We start from the raw sequence: 22,236 nt of genomic DNA on the forward strand, positions 1-22,236 counted from the left end.
ATGTAGTCGGCGGGGTCCATCACCATACCTATGTAAGGGTGGATGGGATTGAAAGGGGGAGCTGTCGTCACATGGACGTCAACCCCGACTACCATAGTGATATGACTGTCCGCAAGTAACATAATCAGACTATTTTGGGTTTCTCAGTGAGTATTCCGCATCAAGTTTGGCTGCCAGTTCCTTTGTGGAAAGCTGCCAGTCCTCGCCATATAAGTCAGACATACGTTTTGAGATTTCGTCTCTTTTTGACGAATCAAGGCTGTATGTTTTGTCAAGATAGGTAGAGGCAATAAATGAGAGATTGATAATCTTTAAGTCTTCGTCAGGAAAAGAGTATCCATACTCAAATGCCTCATTTAAGATCGGTTCGTATGTAAGCCTGTCTTTTTTCAATGCCATAAGTAACGCATAGTTGTATTCATTTACAACCTCGGTTTTCATATCGACCTCCTTGGCTATTCTGACGGCTGTCATAAATTGTTTGATGGCTTCTGTTATATCTTTATTGTAACTGTGTACAGTTCCTTTGTAATTATAGAGTTGTAACAGGATTTGTGCGCAATCCTGTTCATCATGGTATTTGGGAAGGACCAAAGCTATCCCTTTGTCAAACAAATCATGGCAGAACCCGGCTTCGCGATGAAACTTTACCATGAATCCCCCAAACATAAGGTAGGACGAAGCCATAAATGCCGTTCCGCCAATTTCACGGCTTAGCCTTATCAGTTCATGTCCCAGCTTCTTTGCTTCATCCTTGTTTCCTTTCGATGCCGCTTCTCCAAGTTCAAACAGGCATTTCCGATATTTTACGTTCGGATCTTGTGGATTACCTTGGGTCGCAATTTCTTTGTATGCGCCGGTCATATTCTGATTTGGGATGTCTATTAGGCATATCCTGCCTTTCATTTCAGACAGCAGGATATCATAGACCTCTCGCTTTTTATAGTCAATTAGAATAAGCGCAACCCCTGCGGGCAGTCGCTCGGCAATGTCCTTTATTACTTCATTCAGAGCTTCCACATCGCCAATGCGGGATATGAAGAGGGTTATGCCGAGTAGATTGTCGTTTCCGACAAATGTCTTGAAACTTGTAACAAGACGAATATACAAGTCTCGTAGTTTATCTGCACTTAGAGAACTGACAGACGTCAATTCTGACTTGAATGAAGAAAAATCTGCCCAATCCCAATCGGGATTTTTCTCTACATCCATGGAAAACGAATCTATCCATGTTTTTATCAAGAACTTATAAAAGTCTGTTTTATCATCATAGTCGGCCTTGAAACCGACGATTATATCCGATGTGCAGCCATGTTCGGAGGCTTCAAGCCGTATGAATCCTTCTACAATTTGATAATCGGTCGGTTCGCAAACGAGACAATAAATCTTTGCATCGGGAAATTTCTCCCGATTTTCAATCCATAAGTCCTGTATGTTGCTGATTCTTATGGCTATCGGATTATGTTCGTTGTTTATCATGGATTAAAATTAAGTAAACCACCTTTTATATTTGTCATCGCAGAACCATCCACATCAACGGTTGCTCCCGTTGCTTTCAGTGTTGCAGATGCTTTTATGTCTATTGTAGCTGCCTCTTCCTTAATGGACGTATCGCTTTTTATTTTTGCCTCGGACTTGCCTTCAAAAGTGGATGTCTTACCAAGTACTTCAACCTCTGAATCGGCTTCAATTCTTATCTTTTCGTCAGCAAGTATCTCCAATTCTTTGGAATGGATGGTTATTTTGTCCTTTGCATCAATGGTGATGGTATTGTCACCGTTCAAGATAATTGTGCTTCCGGTCGGATCTGCAATGGTAACGCTTCCTTTTTCATCATCAAGCGTTATGGTACAACCGCTGCGGGTAGTCAGGCTTTTTGTTTTGTTTGAACTGCCGCCACCGGTGCCTGACTTTCCATGGAATAAGCTGCCAAGTACAAACGGACGGTTCGGGTCATCATATCTGAATGCCACCATGACTTGGTCTCCCTTTTCGGGTATGAATACAAATCCTCTGTTTGTGGCCACTTTGTCGCTTGTTCCTGCGTCAGGAGTGAGCACCCGTATCCACGAGGTTTGCATCGGGCCGGTCTGCCAGTTCATCTTGACTTGGACGCGGCCTAACTTTTTCGGGTCCTCGTTGCTGACAACCACGGCCTGCTGTGTATGAGCGACAGGCAGAGGTACATCCGGGCATGGAAGGGTGGGAATAGAGGACGGAAGTGCGGTGAAATAGTTCTGGTAACTGTCACCCATACCGGCTACGTGGGTTATTTCCGTAATGATATAGGTGCCGATGCTATTTTTTACGTGGATACCTATTCCTGTATGGATAGCGGTATGAACATCTATGATACTGCCCACCGTGAGGATGCGGCAATCGCTTTCCCCGGTGATGAAACTGGATGCGGCGCTGTCGCTTTGCTGCCTGCGTTGGAAATAGGCGTCAAGTTCACCCTTATTGGTTATGCGCGGTTCCGCCCGTTGGACAGCGGGAGCGGTAAACAAAGCCAATGATGAGTCAAAGGCCGCTTGTCCCAATGTGTTTTGTCCGGCTGCGGTATCGGGGGATTGGCCGTTATAGGTCTGGTCGTTCACCGAATGGTAAGAACTTCCCTTTATTGGTCGGGCAAGTGCCTGCGAGCAGACATCGAGCACGGATAGTTCCTCGCCGTATGTCAGCTTGGTCGTCGAGCCGGCCTGTGGCTTCCCGAATACAAGGTTCTGTCCGTCGTAGTAGAGCCATTCCTGATATTGGCGGGCAAGCCGTTGTATGAATCTGAAGTTGGTTTCCTCGTACTGGCATTCGTATTCCAGCTTCGATTTCGTTTCCGGATTGACAAGAGCTTGCACTCCCGCCTTGTCTGTAAGTTCCTTAACGATGTCAGACAAGGATTTGTTGCACCATGAGGCACAAGTGTGGTCTGACTCCAGTAGGAATGTTGACGAATATCCCGTCACTTTTATATTTCCGTGTGTTCCACCGGAACGATGAAGTCCCACCATGGTGGCCACGCCGACAAAAACAGTGCCGCCGAAGTCCATGATTACTTTTTTTCCAACCCAGTCTTTTGATGCCTCCGGGATTTCCACACCATAGGCTTCTATGGCTTGGATATCCAGTGTTATCTCAAAGTAGTGATGCTCATTGATGCTCTGTTTGAGCATCAACTGCACAAACGACGGCATGGGTATGCCGGCTATTTCCAATGTGACTTTTTTTTGTTCCAGCATGGCGGCATTATATTTGACGGTTTATATCCAAATTGCCAAAGCCGCCCGGCGGAAGTCCGTCGGACGGCCTGACAAATGTTTTGATTTAGGATTTACCTATGTACGCCGATTTATTTCTTCGGCCAACGGTTGTCAAGAGCTGCGCTGCCGACGATGATTTCTTCAGCGGAGAACGTAATGGTGATTGTCATAGGCACATCGTTGTTCGCGTCCAGAGTTTCCGAGTAGTGAACGATGTATGCGTTCTTGAACTGGATCTCCTTCATCTTGGCATCTTCCTCCGTTTTTTTGTAGATAATCTTTCCTTCTACAGGTTTGAAAGGACTGTTCAACATCGCTTCGATGACAGAAGTGTCTTCTGTTGATTCGATGGTTGCTTTTACTCTACCGCCCAATACGCTTGAAGAGGGCATACCTTTAGGGTCTGTGTTACGACTAAACTCATAGTTTGAATAAAGGACGTCAAATTCCTTGTTGTTAAGTTCCAATGATGCTCTAAATGCCATAATACTTGGATTTAATGGGTTAAACTTAATTATTTTACTTCGGTTTCTCCGTCCTTGCGCCCTAACCGGTATAGATGCAAAAAAGAGAAAACCTCAAAAACGATTTTTTGAAATTTCCTCTCAGCCTCCGGATGACTCAGTTTTATTGTGGGAAAAAGAGAAGAAAATAAAACATCATCTTTGATGTGAGCAAATATAAGTGCTTATATTCTTTTTTCCAAATTTTTTAGCGCGTTTTTTTGCTGTTGTTTTCATTTTAACACGTTTTAAACTAATGTTCGTGTATAAAGCCACTGTCCTATATGATTAGAAACACGCCCCGTTGATGATGTGTCGCTATTAAATTGATTCCCGGTATTGTACAATAACACTTGTAGAAGAAGTTTCATCAGGAACGGACGAAACCGTCGGAAAGCAAACTGCTGCCGGAATGCAGAAAAACGGTATCCACCGCATGAAAGTGTCAGATACCGTTAGCAGATTGACTATACAGTCTGAATGTTTGCGTATGTCCTAATTCTTACGCCCGTATCGGCAGATGAGCAATGAACTTAATACCAGGAGTGCAAGGGCAATCATCCATGTGTAGATCTTCCGTTCCTTTTCCAAATGTTCGATGTCCGCCGCTTGTTGTTTGGAGCAAGTTGTCAGTATATTAATCTGGGATTGTTGTGCCTTGCAGATATCCATAAGTTCAGAATTAATCCGTTGCTGTGTTTCCAGCGAAGTTTGGATGTTCTTGAAGTTGCGGTTGGTCGTATATGCGTCACGGATATATCCGGGCGTGCTAACCTGTAACGAGGGAACCTGTATGCTGTCCGGAAGGTATGTCAGTTCTGCATTATTGCGCCGTTCCGTTGCGAAGCTGTTGAACAGGAGTATGCCAACAAGTGTGCCGCTGATCAGAAAGGCTATTAATGCTATGATGGCAAACATTGTGTTTGATGATTTTGCGACAGGTTGTTGGTACTCTCGTTCAAGCCATGGATGATGGTTCATCGTGTGAGGCGGAATGGATGTTCCATACTCCACAGTCCGGACTTCGGCATTTTCTTCGGTCTCTTTTTTTTCAAGAGCCTTACGTCTTGATATATCCATAAATTCGCGCTTGGCAATCTGGTATTTATCCGCTTGATAAATTACAAGGTCGTTTTTTACCAGCCAGTCAAGAACGTCCTTGACACTCCGTTCTGATACCTTGAGGTTGCTGATGCTCCAAAATATTTCTGCACAAGATACCCATATTGGCTTCTGGAGGCACTTCTGATATAGGATTTCAAGAATCTCTGCCTGTAGTTGTTCTCTTGTTGGTTCCATTTTATTTACAGTATTAATTGTTTCGGAATAAAATAATATTTCTTGCCAGCGATGAATACAGGTCTGAAAAGGTTGCGTTGATACATGTCTTCCAGTCTCTTCATCTTTGAAATCAGGGTTGTATAGCCACTATTAAAGTCCGTCAGCTCAACCTTTCTTTTCTTTAGTTTCTTCACCTTTGTTGAATTTAAAAGGCTGTCATTGGCCATGACTCCCGTCTTACAATAGAAGATTTGAGCCAAATATGGATTTCTGGGCAATACTTTTCGATAGAAACTTCTGTTTATGCTTTTCTTTTGCCGGTTAAATTGCTTGCGAAGCACTCTTAGCTCCTTTTTCCCTATGTTATCTGAGAACTCCGGGAGTAGTCCCCTGTAGCTTTGCAGCAGTTCCATCACTTCCTTGTCATCGAGTAGATATCCATATTCGTACCCGTCCATTATACTGTCCGCTACGGAGGCCTTTATATAGTAGGTGTCATTCACGCTGTTTCTATCTATATCGTCAAGGCTCATACTGTCAGGATTTTCCGTATGATGGAATATGTGCGTCAGTTCGGATGTGGGACGGCTTCTTAGGACACCTATATTTCGCTCATAATCTTTAAGTGAGTGCAACAGTAGGCTGTCCGTCTCGAAAGATTGCCATAATACGGAATCCAAAGCTGTTTCCAAAGCGTTGCTTTCCAGCCTGTTTCTACCTTTAGGGAATAAGATTCCTCCTACCGTAAGGCTGTTGTATGGAGCATCATACAGGTATAAGTTGGCATCCGTAGCTTCTATGTTCTTGAACAGCTCCGTCTTTACCAGTCTGCTGTCTGCGATATAATTGGATATATGGTCTATGTATTTCGTAGAATGGCTGTCCAGAATGGATTTGGCCTGCAATAGGAAGTCCTGATAAGAAGTGCCTGATGCTCTGTCTATCTGGGCAAACAGAAGCCTTGCCGGTTGGGTTGCCAGCCACGAGAGTTGTTGCTCGTGCAAGGATAAAGTTTGTTTTGACCCTAAAATGACAAATACATTGTTGCTGAAACGGCTTTCGTCATCATAACGGGAGATTTGTTTGATAGCCCCGCCAAAACCGTAAAACGATGATTGTTCCTCTTGCTCGTTTTTCCGTTTGGAAGAAATGGATTGTTTGATATAGTCGAGCCAGGCTGAAAAGTCCTTGGTTGGGGCCAAATGTCTGTTTTCTCCGTTGGAGGATATGCAAGTTGCTGAGAAAGTGTAGTCATATCCGGGCTTCATTTTCAGCTTTAGGTTCTGTAGTACATTGATATATGGAGATAGATAAGGCAGGTCGGCATCATTGAACAGTACATGTATGTTCACGTTTTTGTTTTCCGCTTCCATCTTTCGGACATCGGAAACCATGATGTCTCCGCCTTTGATATTGATAATCTTATTCCAGTTCTTGTCCCAGACGGACAAAGGATAGTTCAGCCGGATATTCCCATTCGTCATAGGCCCTGCCGGGTTTCCATCCAGATTGAACAACATCGTACCCTGAATATTCGCATTATGTAATGCCAACGTATCGGGATACATTAGGTTGACAGCACACAACAAAGAATCACGGTATCGTGAATAATCAATATGATACACCTCATTTTGGCCGACTTCTGCAAGAAGGTCAGCGGGAACCCACCCTAAAAAGCGTTTGGTACTGTCTGATAATGCGGGAACATTGGAAATCAATGCGGATTTGCCGCTCTTGTCCAACTTGTATAGGTAAACAACCTCTCCGCTGACAACTACCGCATCCGTTGTTGTTTTCAAAAACGGCTCTCCGTATATTTTCAGGGTATCTCCATTGAAGAATTGATGGATATCGAACAGCTTGTTAATGCTGTTTATGCCTATACGGTACCTTATCGGCTGGTTGTTGCGGGGATTGATACGGGCATGGTCGTACATCAGTACATTTTCCGATGGTATCCATCCGGCATAATTGACTTTACGGGGTTCCTTAAAGTGTCTCTTGCTGTTATACAGGAAACCTATTATCGACTTGGGCTTGCCTGTAATGTCTGGGTCAGCCTGAACAAGCTTGTAGGTTCCGTTCTTTTCACCTACTATGTAATAGGGTGTGCCAATCCCGTGTGAAGACCGCTTACGCTGGAAATACGGGTCTTCATAACTTTGATTTCCGGTCCTGTCCGAATAGACAATTCTGTTTGTCTTGCTTTTCTTTGTTTTGACAGGAGCTTCTGTTAATTCCGGATAATTGAATATATCCCTATCCATTATTTGTATTCTGTCGCGGATGGACACTTGGGCAGATACGTTGCACGCAAGAGTAATCATCACGGCCACAGAAAACAGATTTCGTATGAGATTCAGTTGTTTCATTTTTCAATATAACTTTGTGTCACATGGATGGACTTGACGCAATTCAAATCGTCAATTTTTACATCATCAATACTCACACGCTTTTTCCTGTTGCTTTCAAGAAAATGCAGTCCTTGACAATAGCCGTTGAAGTCATTGTATTTTTCATCATTGATGACGACCACTACCTGGTCTGCATCAATGCAAAAATATTTGTTACGGATATAATTCGTATGTTCGTAATAGACCGACTTTTGTGAGACTTTGGCGTCAGCTATGGCTTGCAAGTGTTTTTTTATATCATTCTGTACCAGTACCAACGAATCCACCGTGACCAGTTCCTCTGCTTTTTCAAAGCGTGGGAGAATGGTTATACGGTGCTTCACCGGATATTTCGTCGTATTGGTTTGTAATGAGATGGTGTATTCTCCCGGAATATCATACGAATACACGACTTGCTGCTCGTATGCGTCCACAGTACCGCTTTCTCCAAATTCCCATAGCCATGTGTCCATACCATAGCCTTCTGCCGAAAAGACCAGCTCTTCACCTTGATAACCCTCTGACACTCCATTTATACGGGGTATGGAATCAATGGCCTCATGCTCCAGCCCTGAGATAACTTTGATATACTTGTTTACGGAGTGTTTTCCGTCTATTTTCAAAGTAATAAGATATTTGCCGGCCTTACGGTAAGTGTATGACACATCCGTATTTCTCATCAGTGTATCACCGTTTCCCATTTCCCAAATGAGCCGCTTGCCTTTAATCGCTGCCGTATCGTTGACTAATAGCTCCAACCGCTCATTGACCTCATAATGAAAATTATCATTGGTGTCATACACATAAAAGTCAATATTGGCAAGGTGCGACTTCGAAGGCAGGAACAAAAACAAAAGGATACCTGCCATGGCAACCAGTCCCAATATGATGATTGTTATAGTTTTCTTATTATCCATTGCGAATGTTTTATAAATTGGCTTTACATTCTTCCAAATCCCGTTCAATCAGTGCATTGTTATGTACCAGACTGTTCAATTCCTCTTTTATGTCGAATTGGCATTTAAGCATTCTGGAGGACAACACGCCGAAAAGGAATTTCGTATTCATATTGTTTTCCTTGTATATATGCTGCAATTGGTAAATCCCATCCTTCACCTCGTCCATCTTTTGTACTTGATGAATGTTGAAGTCCAGAGAGTCAATCTCATTCCAGATGTTCTGCGCTTGCTGCATATGTGTATGCTGGATTTCAAAAATGCGTTCGGAATGGTTGATTTCGTTTATCAACTCCGAACTGTCCTCTGTCGGTACGTTGAGTATATACCGGCAAAGTATGATATAAATTGCGGCTACTGAGAAAATCAGCAGCAGGAGGAAACGGATGTTTCCCCATAGCATTTCGTCTTTTGTCATGGCTTCGTCAGTTTATTCTTGGTTAATTCCTGATATTTGATTCTACACTTTTCAAGTTGCTCCATGTTGCTTTCACGCTTTTTGCTTTCGCGGTCAAGGTCATCCATTGATGATTGGATGACACGGATCTGTTCAAGCATAGCTTTATACACTTCGTACTTGCTTTTATCGGCCTGCATTGCAATGTCATTTTCCATTAATAACCGTTTTTTGGTTATCAATTTTTGCATGTGCTTGTGTTCACTCGAATTTCGCCGCTTGGTCTTCAGATTGTTCAAGTCCCGGAACAATTCTTCTATCTGGAAGTTAAGTTCTGCCTGTTTCTTGAACACATTGTCATATTCGGCCTTCTTGCTTTCAAGAAGGGATATTCCTTTTTGTGCAGTCACAATCGTTACGATACCTCCGGTTGTGGTCACAATCAGTGCGATAGCGAATACCAAAGTAAATCGGAGCTTCGCTTTCAAACGAGCTTTTTTGTTTTCTGCTTCCATACTTGCTATGATTTAATCGCTCAACCTATAAACGACCATGATCGTTTCTTTTGAGCCTCTATTGTTTCGTGACTTTCGTCTCCTACTATAATATTCTCACGAACCATTCCGATGTATTCCAGTTCACTCATTTTGTGGAACATATTGCTGAGCAGTGTCACAAATGCCCCTGCCGTCTGCAATGATTGGTTTATATTGGTATGGTCATACATAAGCTTGGTTAGGCTCTCTATCTTCGTGATAAATTCAGAGGGTGTGACATTGGTCCACTCATAGAAGTATTGGAGCAATTGTTCTCTTTCCGTTTCGGAAAGACTTTGAAGAGCGGAGTTCAGACCGTTTGCAAGCTCATTCACGGCCTGCACAAGATATATCGGCGGTTGCTCTAAGGCGATTTGTTCGATAAAGAAGATTCTTGAGTTGTAAAAGGCCGAGAAAGCCTTACACAGCTCAAATGTATTATTGGCAAGCGTATCTCTACGCTTGTCAGCAACATTCCTGCTGTAAATGAGTTTCACGTCTTCTTTTATCGACTGTAGGGTACGTGCCAATTGGGAAATGAATGTTTTAATCCCATCGTGGCAAGCGGAATGTTGTACCGGTGGAATATATTGATGATTGATTTTATAGGTATTCCCTTGTCTGCATACCTCTGCCACCAGCAAAAAATTCTGGCTGTAGAAAGATTTGTTGACTTGGTTTTTGGGAACGATATGGAGTTTTATGCTCGGCAAGACATACGGGTGATGCAAAGGCACCTCTTCCGGGTCCGGTTCACCGACAGGTATCAAGTGATACGGATCTACGGATATTAGTACCATATACTCGCTGTCCTCGGCTTGCAGACCGGATTCTGAAATGGTTGCACAGGGTTTCTCATCCCCGTATAAACCGTCGTAATAAACGATGGGCAGACCGCCTTTGGTGATAGCGTTGCAGCTTTTCAGGCGGACACAGAGAGTGGACATGGTATCACCTGAAATCTCTATTTCAAGATTGTCACCTATCCCTTCAAGGACCTCTCCAAGACCATAGTTATAACTGGTCAGACTCCTTCCTGCTTCGCGGTTGAGAGCTTCCGTTTGGCAATATTGGTTTGCAAAGAAATGCTGACTGGTCAGCTTCAGACCATTGACCCAGTTTACAGGCAAATATGTTAGTGTTTTCATATATTATGATGTTTTTGTTTCTACTTGTACACGCCGGATATATATCGTTTGATTATTCTTAATCTTATTGCTCTCACTCGTCAGAGTGGGGTCAAGTATTCTTATGAACAACGGGAAGTTAAACCATTTTGAGGTATAGAACATCCATCCGATTTGCATATCTTCCTTCTCTGTTTCAATCTTGTTTTGGGGGAAACGCCTGTTTTGGTCTTCGATAACCCAATTGAACCAATTCCCAAGAGATATTTCATTGGGCAGGCGGACAACCAACGAAGCGTATGTCGGGTCTTTTATATTCCGTTTGATTTTGACTTTGACCGTTCGGAAGCCGAAGTTGTCTATGTTGTCCCAATATTTCCGGTCAAAGGTACCATAGCTCAATTCCCATGGGGTATATATCGGGTGCGGGATGTCCAGGAACAGGGTTCTGCTGTACATAATCAGATATGGGATTGCAAACCATAGGATATTTGTTGTGTTCCATAGCGAATAAGGTAGCTTGCTTATCAGTTCAAACAGCAGATAGTAGCACCATCCGCCTAAAGCGCATATTGTGGTTAGAGTGAGAATGACCGCTGTTCGGGAACTGCCAATACCGATTGCTCCGAACAAATCGGAGGTTGACAGTTTGCAGAACAATGCTCCAAGGAGGATATAGGACAATATCGTGAATGTCAAGCCTCCCCAGACGTATTCGTTTTTTAGGAAACCGAACAGGCTGGGTAAAGCGACGGCAATGGAAGCCAGAAGAATGAATATGATTAATTTCTTCAGGCTAAGTTTGCTCTTGATCGTTTTTATTCCGGTCAAGACAAATATCATCACGGCTACAAATAATGGAGCCAATAAATAACGTGCAAAGAAATATAGCAATATCTTCATATTATTAGATTTTTCATAAGTTCATATTATATCCTAATCGGTTTTCTCCGAGTATAAAATCCGTTTCTCCACGTACCAGATAATCAACTTCGATATTTCTTGTTGAAAGGATGAAAAATTCAAGTATCCGGCGGACATTGGATAGATGCGTTTTTACCTCCTCATAGTCATCTGTCGGAGTATCAAGGATGATTGTCGCCGTCAAATCATCGGTTTCGCTTATCATTAGACCATTAAGGCCTAATGTCTGTCCGACACATCCGGAACCGACGGAAAGGTAAACCGTTTCATCAATCTCATGGACTTCCAGTCGCAGTTTCACCTTCAATCCCAAAACGATAAGAAGCAGTTGCTCGATAGCAGGCAGGTTCTCTTTATACCGTTCTGCATTGCAGAGGAATAGGAACAGCTTATATTTCTGATGGGAAGTAATGGATAGTTCGACATTTTCCATAACTTCAATCATCTTGATGAAGTTCTTCTTGGAGTCCGGGTCTGAAAAGAAATTCAGATGGCGGTTATTGATACGGACCTTTTCTTTGAAAAACTCTGTATCAAAGGGTGCAAAGAATTGTATAAGCTCTTTATCCTGTTTTTCATTGGCTCGGATGGCTTCAACTATCTCCTTGTTGCTCATGCCCGGTGTGCTAAGCACCAATGGATGAAATAGTAATTCCGGCAATTGATGATAGATGCTGTTTCTTGCCAGATTCAGCAATATATATTCTTTGTCGGCATTTGTCGCCGCGATATGCTGTACCGAAACACTTAATACATCTCTGGATTTCACACGACTGTTCATACCATGGCAATTAACCATAGTATGGTCCAACAGCCGCCGGTCAAGAATAAATTGAAGTTCATCATAAAAGATTTCTGCGACAAAATTTATTGCCTGACTGCGTTGGATGCTTTCCAAGGGTTTCTTTTGCGCTAACATTGTTCCCATATCAGTTCACCGTTTCGATAGTTTATGACGATGTTGTCACCCGACTTGATTTGCTCAGAGACAATCAGACGAGATACGGACTTCTTGATATAAGTTCTTATGACTCCTGCTATCGGACGTGCGCCGTATTTGGGAGAATACCCTTTGTTTGCCAGATGTTGCAATGCTTCATCCGACAAATTCAACTGGATGTTTTTCTGTTTCATCAGTTGTTCTTGCAATCTTCCAAAATGGAGGTTGAATATCTGTTTGGCGACATTTTCATCTATTGGCGCAAACGGAACCACCTCGGTGAGACGTCCCAAAAATTCAGGTCGGAAATACTGTGCCATAACCTCGATGAGCTTTCCGGAATCAGGAGTATGTCCGGATTGTATTTGTTCCACAATCCACTGGCTTCCGATATTGGAGGTGAAAATGATTATGGAATTTGAAAAATCTCCTTCCCGGCCCAGTTTATCATGTATCTTGCCTTCATCCATCATTTGCAGGAAAACATCATAAACGCTGCTATGGGCTTTCTCAATCTCATCGAATAACACTACCGAATAAGGTTTCTGTCTGATTTGAGTGACCAGTAAACCACCTTCCTCATATCCTACATATCCCGGAGGTGCACCATACAGCAATGCAGCCGAATGTTCTTCCTTGAACTCGGACATGTCAAATCTGATCATGGCTGATTCGTCATCAAACAGTAACTCGGCCAGTGATTTTGTGAGTTCTGTTTTTCCCGTTCCGGTAGGGCCAAGGAAGAAGAATGAACCTATAGGCTTCTTGGGGTCACTCAGTCCGCTGCGTGATTCTATAATGGCATCTGATAAAGTCGTAATGGCCCGGTTCTGTCCTTTGACCCGTTCTTGCAATTTGCTCTCGATGCTCAAAAGTCGATCCTTCTCGCGGGCTTGTATTTTTCCGATAGGTATATTGGTGCACTCCGCTACAATCGCCTCTATTTCCGAAGAGCGTATCTCTTCAATAGACTGGTCGGATAGTGCCTTTAATTCTTTGATGATGCCCGACAAACGTCCTGCTTTTATCGCGATGTCATCTTCTTTATCCCATACATAGTTGTCTGACAGTTTGGTGGTCAATACGACACTGATTTTGCTGAATACAGAACGGTATAGTAAGTAAAGCGGCCCTTCAGATATTTTTTCGTCGAGACTCTTTATTTCCTCAAAATCCGCTTCCAAATCAGATACACTGGCTCGTGCATTCTTATTGCATAGCCGGACGGCAGCAGCGGTTCTGTCAAGCAGGTCGATGGCGGCATATGGCAGGCTGCGTTCCTTAAAATATCGTTTGGAGAGTGCGATTGAATCTTTAATACACGCATCTGAAATTCTCAGCTCGTAATAGTTTTCAATCCTTTTTTTATGTAATTGTATGGCACTTTCAAGTGTAGCCGTATCCAGTTCTTCAATCTTTATGATATCAAGACGCCCTTCTATCGGATGCTTTTCGATGTTCTTCCGGTAAGAATCGTTCGTGAGTGTGAGAACAAGATTTGCGGCTCCCTCGCTGATTTGCGCACTTAATATGTTGATAAGTGTGGATGCTTTGCCTGATACGCTGTTCTCCAAAAGGACCTGTAAATCATCAATCACCAGCACAGCTTGTTCCAATTGGTTGAGCTTGTGCATCAGATTGACAACTTTTTGTGCTATCTCCGTTTCAGACGAGGTTGATGCGAGCAGTTTTGCCGTATTGAGTCCGACAATAGATATTTGCTTTAACATCTCGTCTTCATTCTCACAGATATCTTTGACAAAGGCGTTAATGATGGAACTCTTCCCGATACCGGATTCACCGACAATCAGTATGCCCTTGTTCTCTGAGCGTTCGAGGCATTCTAAAATAGTACGGACCTCTTTTTCCCTACCGACGACAAAGCCACCGGCATTGATGGTTTCTTGCTTTTTTAGGTTGTCGGCATAAGGAACGCTTGCTGTTATCTGCATTTCCTCTCCTTGATAAGAATGCAACGGGGTAAGGGCATTGTAGTGGGACAATATGTCATCTTCCGAAACATCCAGCATCTCTATCTGCTGATGCGAATACACGACACCTTCACGCAATATGGCGGTAAACACACAGATGGAGTCTATGGAATCCGCTCCTAATTTAATTTTAGACCGTTCGGATTCATCCAAAACCTTTGACAGTTCTTCATCAGGTTCCACTTCTTCTGTGGAAGTACCACTGGACCTATACATTTCGCGGTGGGTGTCAAACCATTCCATTATGTAGCCGACATCCTTCTGCATCGAGGATAAAATTTCCTTTAGACCCGTGTTTTCTGCAAACATGGCCATGACAAGATGTGACACGCCGAACGTGTTATGCTTGTCTTGAAGTGCCATTCCTCTTGCTATCTTAAGGGCAGACACCAAACTTGGGCTATAATTGCTATCATTCATACGAATTTGATTTTATAGTTTGAATTACATACAGAGCGTTCAGTCAAATCTTTTTCAAGATAATGGGCCAATTCTTCCAGATTGGGAATTTCATCTTTATCAAATTGTCCAAACTTTATCTTGACCTCTGTCACTCTGATTAATCCTTTTTTGCTGTCAGGAGATATAGTCACGCCATTACCGACTTCGACTGATTCAACATGTTTTCCCAGCTTGTGCAACAAGTAGCTTTTGATGTCTTCTTTAGATATAATCCGTTCCCGGGACAACAGACCATACCTTAAACTATTAATAAGTTCCTGTTCGCTATCATGCGTTGTTCCTCCTTGCATACAAGTGCGCAACATGATGCCTGAAGCGTCATATTTTTCTATGTTGAATTGTTGTATCAGTGTGCGTTCATTGAAACCGTTCGCCAAAGATCCGGAAGTCACCCAATATTTTATCTCGGCATTGGTCGCATCCTTTTGGGGGACACTTAAAACAAAGGCCTTTATTTTGTTATCTCCTTTTAGCGTGGCCTCCAATCCTTTCTCTATATCATTTATCTTGTTGAACAACTCTTTGAGCTGCGTCGAAAGTGCATCCGGATTCATTGAAGCAAAAGCACTCCCGTCTTCTTTCATTAATTGTAACACTTTTGAAATTAATGAGCGGGCACTGTCCGAATCAAATCGTTCAAGGTCGCCAAAATACAGGCTGAATATACCTGTCGGATTTTCCTCATACTGGTTCAGTCGGTTTACATATTCCCGGCCTGTGTTGTCTTGAAACGAGCGTATGTTCAAGAATTGTGTACGGCCCGGACATTTCAGGGGTATAATTCGTCCGGTGGAACGGAAATTATGCTGTTTGTAAACGATTTGTCTGTTTACAACCGGAAATGTGTTCAAATATACTTCCAGATTTTCAAGACTTTCTTTCGTGAATATTTCCGGAAAGACTATCTTGACCCAAAAGAGATTCTCAGAGTCATCTGGGACCTCGCAGTCGGCCACATAACCGGGAAACATTTCTCGGTAGGTATGTTTCTCTTTGGAAGCATCTTTTATACTCACATTAAAATATAGGTCACTATAAAAATCGCGGATTTCATCAAAGTAGTGCGCATTACTATATGGATCTTCAACATGAAGGCCTGTTTTTGCATTCAATCGGTTTCCTGTGCAGTCATAGAAGAAAGCCATATTCATAAACGGAAGTAACCCCATATCGGAAGGCTTGATACAAAACATTACAGAGTCCATGTTTTGCAGGACTTCTTTAGACACATCCAGCCCGACCCAGACGCAATAATCCGCTATCCGGTTTTTAGGGCCAAGGAAGCGTGTTGGAGTGCTAAAGCTATCGGTTGAATGCCTTATACTATCGTTGTATGCGATTGCTTTGACTTTTGCATCAACCAGTTTATAGGAAAACAAAGGGGTTATAAAGACTTGAATATCCCCTTTGCCAAATATGTTTTTCTCTGCATAAAAGTGATCTTCGGCATCAAGTTCGCAACATTCCCCATGATTGGGGGTAATAGTCATAAGCGCATGGGCCGGCTTTGGCAGCGACCATTTGTTTCCTATGAGTATTCTGGACAGGCGGTGAAGTATCCGTGAATCGGACTGATCTATTTCTTGATGCAGCTTGTTGGACTCATGGGCAAAAACTTCAAGCAGCAAATCTATCACGGGGTCCATATCGCGTATATCGGATACACCCCAAAACTCCATAGCCTGCTTTAATATTCGTTCCTTTATTGCAATTTGTTTCTTGTCTGACATAGTTCGATTATTGTGATAAAGGGCTTATATATAATGAGGTGTTAAAACTGAATTTCTCGTTGGTTCTATCCATTATTCCGGTCACCGTTATTTGTGCCTTTCTTCGGATATGAGATACTTTATCTATATTTTCTTCTTCTATTTCCAAAAGGGTAACGTTCACATCTACATTCCGTAGTCTCTTTTCATATTTCTCTATCGTTTTTATTAAGGAGTTTTTTACTCCTTCCTCCCAATCGCTGATTTTCACAAGTTGGTTGAACTCAAGGTCCCATATCATGGAACCAAAGTCTTCTCGGCCGATAACTTCCCCATGGTGAGAAAGAATCAGTAGCATGATGTGTTGGGCTATCGATTCCTGATAGGAACACCTTTGCAATTTCTTGGCAACAGCCGATTGCAATTGTAATGGCATTTTCAGGTAAGTCATACTATTCTTTTATTTTATTCTATTTCGCAAATATACTCTTTTCCTTGTTAGATGCCAATAAAATGCTCCTAAAAATTTGATGGTTTCAGAAATAATTCATATATTGCGCACGGTCACAAAACCAAAAGAGAGCTATAAAAAAAGTATGATATTAAAAAGTAAATTCTATGGCAATCTACAATTATGGAATTGGAGGCAACGAAGTAAAAGTCGATGCGAACGAATCCATCGCGGAAATCCCCTCCAACCGAACTTTGATAGTTCAAAAACTGACAGATGAAGCTCCTGCGGCTCCGGAAAGCGTGTATGGTTTGGAAACCATTGAAGATGTGTTCCAACGTTTTGAACCAACAGTTGACTTATGCCACGTGGATGCGGAAGGTAATGAAATCAAGGAAATCATGACATTCACCGGACTTGGAGACTTCGGAGCCAAGAAGATTAAAGAGAAGAGTGATTTCTTGAGTAAACTTGACATTGAGAAAGAGCAGGGTGTCAGAATAACTCGCCAGCTTACTTCCAACCGCGCTTTACAGAAAGCACTTGAAAATCCGGAAGTCAAAAATGCCATTATGGACGTGATTGAATCATCAATCGAGGAGATTCTGGCAAATCAAAAGAAAGTAGAACTTTAATCTTTTACTAAGATGAAGCAGGAAACTCAACAACAGACAGCCAGTACGACAACCTCACAGAAAGTCGTATCACAACAGGCGCAAAAGTCATCTGCATCGGCAATAGACAAACTCAAAGAATTTGGTGGCTTCGCTTTTCTTGAAAATATCATAGATGGGTATTCCAATCTTAATCCGGCACGAAAGGCCCGTCGCAACATCTTCCTCACGGATGAACAGTGGGAAAATGAACGTAAGGCCTTGGTTAATCGCTTAAGCGTATGGCTCAAACTCTTACGTGAGAATGACACTGCCGAACAAATGCGGGACAAGGCCAAAGAAACCGCAGAAAACGCCGAGAACCTTCTTAATCATAACTTGAAGAATGCTCTTGCCAGGACACGGGAACTTGAAAGCGCATATCGCACTATTGCGTTCTTTTACAAGAACACGGAAAGTGATAAGGTGAAGAATGTCACCATTGTCAATGCGACCATGGAGCAGCTTCAGGATTTGGACAATACCATTTTCGCTGACCACATTAGCAACGAACTCAAACAGAATTTTGACCGTCTTGACCTGCGTCGCAACTACTCCTTGCTTGTCGTTCCTGGATATATAGGCTCAAATGCCATTTTGGATAAGTGGTCTAAAATGGCATACGAGAACAAGGTTTTTCTTGTTACAGACTTCCAAGACCTCGAAACTCCGGACGATGTAGTAGATATATTCTTCAATGCCAATCATACGAGTGGAGATGTGTTCAAATCGAATACTATTATGACCTGTAACTGGTTGCTTGGTCGTCAAAGAGAGGAAAGCGTTGGAGAAGAAGAAAATCTTTATATTCCGCCATCTTCTTCACTTGCCGGAAAAATATACAACACCTTAATGTCTCAGGTAGTAGCCGGAAAGAAATTTGGTGGACTTAATGAAGTAGAAAGTGTACGCTTCGACCTTCGCAAGAGCGAGATTTCCGAGCTTGAACGTATGGGTCTTGTGCCGATGGTGAACGAGTACAGCAAGGTTATGGCTTTCTCCGCCAAGACATTATTTAATGGAGATAATCTTGGCTTGCAGACCTACTCCGTAGTTCGTGTATTCGACTATATAACGAAGGTACTGATTGACTTCCTGAACCGTCGGGCATTTGAAAATTGGACTACTCGCACGGAAGCAGATTTACGTGGTCAGGTTGTGAAATTCCTCGATAGTGTAATGGGACCGAACAAACTCATCGAACGCTTCAAGGTTATGAAGATTGAACAAGACCCGAATCAGAAAGACCGTGTGCTTCTTGACATCCACATCACACCGTATTTCCCGGCAAAAAGCTTCGTGATACAGCTTGCCGGTCATAAAGGCGATAATCCGGAAGATGCTATTTGGGAAAGCGAATATCATCAAGAATAGTATTGAATAATTTTAAATTTACAGATGGGCATAGTTATGCCCATCTGTAAATCATTTATCAGGGTCATGTGTTGCTGAAATTATATGTCTTATTATTGAAATCTTTACTTATATGAAACTCCGAGATGTGGATATTATTATTTCTGGTACAAAAACTGGGGATACCTATTATGCAAAATCTTATCCATGCAGTGATATGGATAAGAATAGCAAAATAGAGCTCTATGGAGTCCCTGTATATTATGTCTATATCAAAGGTACTGATGATAAAGGTCAAAGTGTAAAATATACATGGAAAGCATTACGCTTCATGCCGTATTATAACCCACCAAATTTTAGTTCTTATAAAACAATTGGATGGGTTAATAGTGGCTTGCATAAGCTCAATAGGCAGCCTGCACCAGAATATAAAAAAGCCTATGAGGTACATAATACATATTCTCAACATAATGGTGCAATAGTTCTAAAAGGAACTTTTTACATTCACGCTGGTCCTGAAGATCTTACTCATATTGGATGGGGAGCAGCAGGGTGCGTTGAAATAATAGGAAGTTTTAGTGAGTTTAAAGATCAAGTAAAAGAATTATCGGGGTCAACTCAAGTTGATGCGGATAGTGCAATTTCTGAATTAGTTTTTTATAAAAAACTTTATATAGAAATTGAATATGCTACTCCACCCAATATTAAAGCGAATTTTTATAAAGAAGTTAGTATAAAAAGGAGATAAGATTTATGTGTAACATAAAATATATACTATGTACTATATTTTGTATGTGTGCATATCTTCATGCTGCTGCAATCTGTAGCGATAGTATATCTGATAAGTTTTCATATAAGGTACTTGAAAATTTCAATTATTGTTGGGATAATAATATTGTCTATGAGGATACTAATTCCAAAGATACTGCTTTATTTGTCTCGTCTCATAAATACATAATCTCTCCTATTTTAAACGCTTTTTGTAATAATGTGAACGAACAGACAGAGTTGGCTAAGATCGGATATTGTTGTAAGCATTATCTCATTAAAGTCCCAAATAAATCAAAGAAAAATATACAATATTACTCTATAGAAATCAATATTCTATCTAATATAAAGAGTCATGCCCCCATAACCTCAAAAATAGAAGAATTAAAAAAACAGGACTATGCGATTATTGATATTATATCAGAGGCTCCTGTTATGTGTCTTGTTTTTGTGGAAGCTGATTATTTAGTAGCCGTAACTTATAATATGTTCTATGATTTTGATGATGTATTATCCTTTTCGAAATTCTTTGTAAAAGAACACTTCTCAACAAAATAATAAGATGTCATTACACAGTGAATATAAAACGTAATACATCCTCTTTCAAAGAAAAAATAGAGTTTCATTTTTCGATATATAATGCTTCTTCATTCTTATAATTCTCACATGAATAATCCAACATGAAGTTTTCTTTATATGAAATCATTAGGGTCTCATTTAAATTGACTTCTCTTATCGCAACCGGAAACTATCAGGGATTTAATGTAGATGTGCAGCAAGTTTTCTTCGTGTAGTGAGTGTTCTTTTTTCAAATTGGAGATTTTCCTATAATATAGCAATAAATAAGTAAATTAATACGTCTATTATTGAAATGCAAATTTATTGGTAAACGTAGTTTTTATATTCTGTCTATTGTTTGTAAAGCATAAAAATGTATATTTGCAACAGACCCAATTGCTCTATATCAAAACAAATGAAAAGAGAATGGAATAGCTGTATAAATACTTACAGCCTACCTTGGGATATTATCGTCAATTCAGAAAAGAAGAAGTTTATCGAAAGCTAAAATAAAAATATTTCCTTTTACTGATTTTTGCAGATTTATTTTTATAACATACTATATAATAGTGAAACAGAAAGAAAAGAAAGCTCGAAATAGGAGGACAAATGAACAAATAGACAAGGAGGTAATATCCGAACTTGAAAAGCTTGTAGCTGAATATGGTTTTGGTAATGTCAATTTGAGTGCATTGATGAAAGCTGCAAACATAGAAGCTAATGTGTTTTATAGAAGATACGGCTCAATGGAAAACCTTTACGACAGGCTTGCCAAGCAGTATGATTTCTGGATCAATGATACTATTGACGTTTCCAGCCTGAACATATTGGGACCTAAAAAGTTTTTTGCGGAAACATTCAAGACCCTTTATAGGAACTTGTCTGATAACACTGTAATGCAAAAGTTGTTACTTTATGAAATGTCGGTTATTAATGAAACGACAAAGAGAACAGCAGAAACACGGGATATTATGAATCTAAATTTGATTGCGTTTTATGACAATCTGTTTAAACCGGCGAAAATCAATATTAAAGCTATTATGGCGAATCTGATTGGAGGAATTTATTATCTGATACTTCATAGGAGGTGTGCGAAAACCTGTACAATAGATTTTAGTACTCAAGAAGGGGAAAAGGTCTTTTTCGAATGGATAGATTTTCTAACAGATGCCATTTTTGACAAACTGGAAGCGTATGAAAGGAATAGAAAAGCAGCTCAAGAAATGTTATCAGACGGCATAAGTGAGTTTAAAATATGTAAATACATGGGCATCAATAAAAATGACTTAAAAATGTTACTTTCAAATAGCCATAGAAATTCACGAGAACTTTCAAAGGAAAGCTAAAAATTTTATTTATAGTACATATCATATTGATAAGTAGAATACCATAAAATATTCGCAAAGCTCCATTGCTGCGTAAATCCCTATCCGGATACTTTGTATTAATAGCGGTCATTATCTGTATGGCCGTCGTGTGTATCCATGAACATATAAGTGATTATGGACTTAATAGTCTAATCAGGTCATTGGAGCAAGGGGTATTTGACGTTAGCTATTGTCGGTTACTTTTATAATTTTTTTCTATATCCCTTTGTATAAGGACTGATAGCCTGCTACAAGAAAAATCTGACACGCTTTGTGTAGCGCGTTACATAAAGTGCGTCAAGTTATTTTTCAAAGGGTACACGAACAGACTTGAAATTGCGGAATGATATAACTATATCACTATTCACAGTTTCAAGGTAGTCTTTGGATCTTAGTCCTGCATGTCCGTTCTCCTGTTTTATTATTCCCTGCTTTAGCGTTTTCTATTCCTTTTTTTATATACTTCTATTTATCGCTTTTCTGCTGCCGTGCAACCTGCCGTGGATTGAATTTTTCCGCAAAGGTAATCGCCAGTCCCAGTCATGTCAATGCCGGCATTCAGCCGCAAGTGAAGCGCAAAAATCTTCCTCTCCGCTGGTGAGCGTATTTTTCC

The 22,236-nt window shown here is 41.2% G+C and carries 19 protein-coding genes; 5 read left to right on the forward strand and 14 right to left on the reverse strand.

Annotated elements, in window-relative coordinates; translation table 11 throughout:
- Nucleotides 1–129: 129 nt before the first annotated feature.
- The 14 genes from NBH07_RS19495 to NBH07_RS19560 all read right to left on the reverse strand — a co-directional run bounded on the left by NBH07_RS19495 (nucleotide 130) and on the right by NBH07_RS19560 (nucleotide 16,924).
- Entirely contained in the window at nucleotides 130–1,479 is a 1,350-nt protein-coding gene (locus NBH07_RS19495; protein ID WP_250833577.1) for a hypothetical protein, read from the reverse strand.
- Nucleotides 1,476–3,233: a type VI secretion system Vgr family protein gene (locus NBH07_RS19500; RefSeq protein WP_234237556.1), complete on the reverse strand. Its 1,758-nt coding sequence runs from the start codon at nucleotides 3,231–3,233 to the stop codon at nucleotides 1,476–1,478. Before NBH07_RS19500 ends, NBH07_RS19495 begins: the two co-directional genes overlap by 4 nt.
- 110 nt (nucleotides 3,234–3,343) lie before the next feature.
- A complete protein-coding gene (gene tssD, locus NBH07_RS19505; RefSeq protein WP_004310139.1) occupies nucleotides 3,344–3,739 on the reverse strand; it encodes a type VI secretion system tube protein TssD in 396 nt (131 codons plus the stop codon).
- 513 nt (nucleotides 3,740–4,252) lie between these two features.
- Nucleotides 4,253–5,056 (reverse strand): DUF5457 domain-containing protein, encoded by an 804-nt coding sequence (locus NBH07_RS19510; protein WP_004310140.1) that lies wholly within the window; start codon nucleotides 5,054–5,056, stop codon nucleotides 4,253–4,255.
- Nucleotides 5,057–5,061: 5 nt separating this feature from the next.
- Entirely contained in the window at nucleotides 5,062–7,410 is a 2,349-nt protein-coding gene (tssR, locus tag NBH07_RS19515) for a type VI secretion system protein TssR domain-containing protein (RefSeq protein WP_250833578.1), read from the reverse strand.
- On the reverse strand, nucleotides 7,407–8,348 hold the full coding sequence (locus NBH07_RS19520) for a PKD domain-containing protein (protein WP_004310142.1): 942 nt from the start codon (nucleotides 8,346–8,348) through the stop codon (nucleotides 7,407–7,409). Before NBH07_RS19520 ends, tssR begins: the two co-directional genes overlap by 4 nt.
- Before the next feature lie 10 nt (nucleotides 8,349–8,358).
- The gene (gene tssO / locus NBH07_RS19525) at nucleotides 8,359–8,805 is read right to left on the reverse strand and encodes a type VI secretion system TssO (protein ID WP_004310143.1); all 447 of its coding nucleotides are present in this window, start codon (nucleotides 8,803–8,805) and stop codon (nucleotides 8,359–8,361) included.
- Complete coding sequence (locus NBH07_RS19530) at nucleotides 8,802–9,299, reverse strand: type VI secretion system TssO (RefSeq protein ID WP_004310144.1); 498 nt, start codon at nucleotides 9,297–9,299, stop codon at nucleotides 8,802–8,804. The genes tssO and NBH07_RS19530 overlap by 4 nt, the downstream gene beginning before the upstream one ends.
- A 20-nt stretch (nucleotides 9,300–9,319) precedes the next feature.
- A complete protein-coding gene (locus tag NBH07_RS19535; RefSeq protein ID WP_004310145.1) occupies nucleotides 9,320–10,468 on the reverse strand; it encodes a hypothetical protein in 1,149 nt (382 codons plus the stop codon).
- A gap of 3 nt (nucleotides 10,469–10,471) precedes the next feature.
- Entirely contained in the window at nucleotides 10,472–11,350 is an 879-nt protein-coding gene (locus NBH07_RS19540) for a TssN family type VI secretion system protein (RefSeq protein ID WP_004310146.1), read from the reverse strand.
- A gap of 13 nt (nucleotides 11,351–11,363) precedes the next feature.
- The gene (locus tag NBH07_RS19545) at nucleotides 11,364–12,299 is read right to left on the reverse strand and encodes a hypothetical protein (protein ID WP_005777320.1); all 936 of its coding nucleotides are present in this window, start codon (nucleotides 12,297–12,299) and stop codon (nucleotides 11,364–11,366) included.
- Nucleotides 12,284–14,722, reverse strand: a complete 2,439-nt coding sequence (locus NBH07_RS19550) for an AAA family ATPase (RefSeq protein WP_004310148.1) — start codon at nucleotides 14,720–14,722, stop codon at nucleotides 12,284–12,286. The genes NBH07_RS19545 and NBH07_RS19550 overlap by 16 nt, the downstream gene beginning before the upstream one ends.
- Nucleotides 14,719–16,494 (reverse strand): type VI secretion system baseplate subunit TssF, encoded by a 1,776-nt coding sequence (locus NBH07_RS19555; RefSeq protein WP_004310149.1) that lies wholly within the window; start codon nucleotides 16,492–16,494, stop codon nucleotides 14,719–14,721. The genes NBH07_RS19550 and NBH07_RS19555 overlap by 4 nt, the downstream gene beginning before the upstream one ends.
- Nucleotides 16,495–16,501: 7 nt before the next feature.
- Nucleotides 16,502–16,924, reverse strand: coding sequence for a GPW/gp25 family protein (locus NBH07_RS19560; protein WP_004310150.1), 423 nt, complete (start codon nucleotides 16,922–16,924; stop codon nucleotides 16,502–16,504).
- A gap of 167 nt (nucleotides 16,925–17,091) precedes the next feature.
- On the opposite strand from NBH07_RS19560, the gene NBH07_RS19565 reads away from it, so the two are divergent.
- The 5 genes from NBH07_RS19565 (at nucleotide 17,092) to NBH07_RS19585 (ending at nucleotide 21,602) form a co-directional block, all read left to right on the forward strand.
- Complete coding sequence (locus tag NBH07_RS19565) at nucleotides 17,092–17,559, forward strand: hypothetical protein (RefSeq protein WP_004310151.1); 468 nt, start codon at nucleotides 17,092–17,094, stop codon at nucleotides 17,557–17,559.
- A 12-nt stretch (nucleotides 17,560–17,571) separates the two neighbouring features.
- A complete protein-coding gene (locus tag NBH07_RS19570; RefSeq protein WP_004310152.1) occupies nucleotides 17,572–18,951 on the forward strand; it encodes a DUF5458 family protein in 1,380 nt (459 codons plus the stop codon).
- A gap of 112 nt (nucleotides 18,952–19,063) precedes the next feature.
- Nucleotides 19,064–19,678: a hypothetical protein gene (locus NBH07_RS19575; protein WP_004310153.1), complete on the forward strand. Its 615-nt coding sequence runs from the start codon at nucleotides 19,064–19,066 to the stop codon at nucleotides 19,676–19,678.
- Between the two features lie 5 nt (nucleotides 19,679–19,683).
- Entirely contained in the window at nucleotides 19,684–20,256 is a 573-nt protein-coding gene (locus tag NBH07_RS22700) for a hypothetical protein (RefSeq protein ID WP_004310154.1), read from the forward strand.
- 569 nt (nucleotides 20,257–20,825) lie between these two features.
- Nucleotides 20,826–21,602: a TetR/AcrR family transcriptional regulator gene (locus tag NBH07_RS19585; protein ID WP_004310156.1), complete on the forward strand. Its 777-nt coding sequence runs from the start codon at nucleotides 20,826–20,828 to the stop codon at nucleotides 21,600–21,602.
- Nucleotides 21,603–22,236: the final 634 nt, after the last annotated feature.

The sequence above is a fragment of the Parabacteroides sp. B2-S-102 genome (assembly GCF_023656665.1).
Classification (GTDB): Bacteria; Bacteroidota; Bacteroidia; order Bacteroidales; family Tannerellaceae; genus Parabacteroides; species Parabacteroides distasonis.

Coding starts and splice junctions, on each gene's coding strand:
- NBH07_RS19495 (WP_250833577.1), bottom strand. CDS start 1,479: ATGATAAACAACGAACATAATCCGATAGCCATAAGAATCAGCAACATA.
- NBH07_RS19500 (WP_234237556.1), bottom strand. CDS start 3,233: ATGCTGGAACAAAAAAAAGTCACATTGGAAATAGCCGGCATACCCATG.
- tssD (WP_004310139.1), bottom strand. CDS start 3,739: ATGGCATTTAGAGCATCATTGGAACTTAACAACAAGGAATTTGACGTC.
- NBH07_RS19510 (WP_004310140.1), bottom strand. CDS start 5,056: ATGGAACCAACAAGAGAACAACTACAGGCAGAGATTCTTGAAATCCTA.
- tssR (WP_250833578.1), bottom strand. CDS start 7,410: ATGAAACAACTGAATCTCATACGAAATCTGTTTTCTGTGGCCGTGATG.
- NBH07_RS19520 (WP_004310142.1), bottom strand. CDS start 8,348: ATGGATAATAAGAAAACTATAACAATCATCATATTGGGACTGGTTGCC.
- tssO (WP_004310143.1), bottom strand. CDS start 8,805: ATGACAAAAGACGAAATGCTATGGGGAAACATCCGTTTCCTCCTGCTG.
- NBH07_RS19530 (WP_004310144.1), bottom strand. CDS start 9,299: ATGGAAGCAGAAAACAAAAAAGCTCGTTTGAAAGCGAAGCTCCGATTT.
- NBH07_RS19535 (WP_004310145.1), bottom strand. CDS start 10,468: ATGAAAACACTAACATATTTGCCTGTAAACTGGGTCAATGGTCTGAAG.
- NBH07_RS19540 (WP_004310146.1), bottom strand. CDS start 11,350: ATGAAGATATTGCTATATTTCTTTGCACGTTATTTATTGGCTCCATTA.
- NBH07_RS19545 (WP_005777320.1), bottom strand. CDS start 12,299: ATGGGAACAATGTTAGCGCAAAAGAAACCCTTGGAAAGCATCCAACGC.
- NBH07_RS19550 (WP_004310148.1), bottom strand. CDS start 14,722: ATGAATGATAGCAATTATAGCCCAAGTTTGGTGTCTGCCCTTAAGATA.
- NBH07_RS19555 (WP_004310149.1), bottom strand. CDS start 16,494: ATGTCAGACAAGAAACAAATTGCAATAAAGGAACGAATATTAAAGCAG.
- NBH07_RS19560 (WP_004310150.1), bottom strand. CDS start 16,924: ATGACTTACCTGAAAATGCCATTACAATTGCAATCGGCTGTTGCCAAG.
- NBH07_RS19565 (WP_004310151.1), top strand. CDS start 17,092: ATGGCAATCTACAATTATGGAATTGGAGGCAACGAAGTAAAAGTCGAT.
- NBH07_RS19570 (WP_004310152.1), top strand. CDS start 17,572: ATGAAGCAGGAAACTCAACAACAGACAGCCAGTACGACAACCTCACAG.
- NBH07_RS19575 (WP_004310153.1), top strand. CDS start 19,064: ATGAAACTCCGAGATGTGGATATTATTATTTCTGGTACAAAAACTGGG.
- NBH07_RS22700 (WP_004310154.1), top strand. CDS start 19,684: ATGTGTAACATAAAATATATACTATGTACTATATTTTGTATGTGTGCA.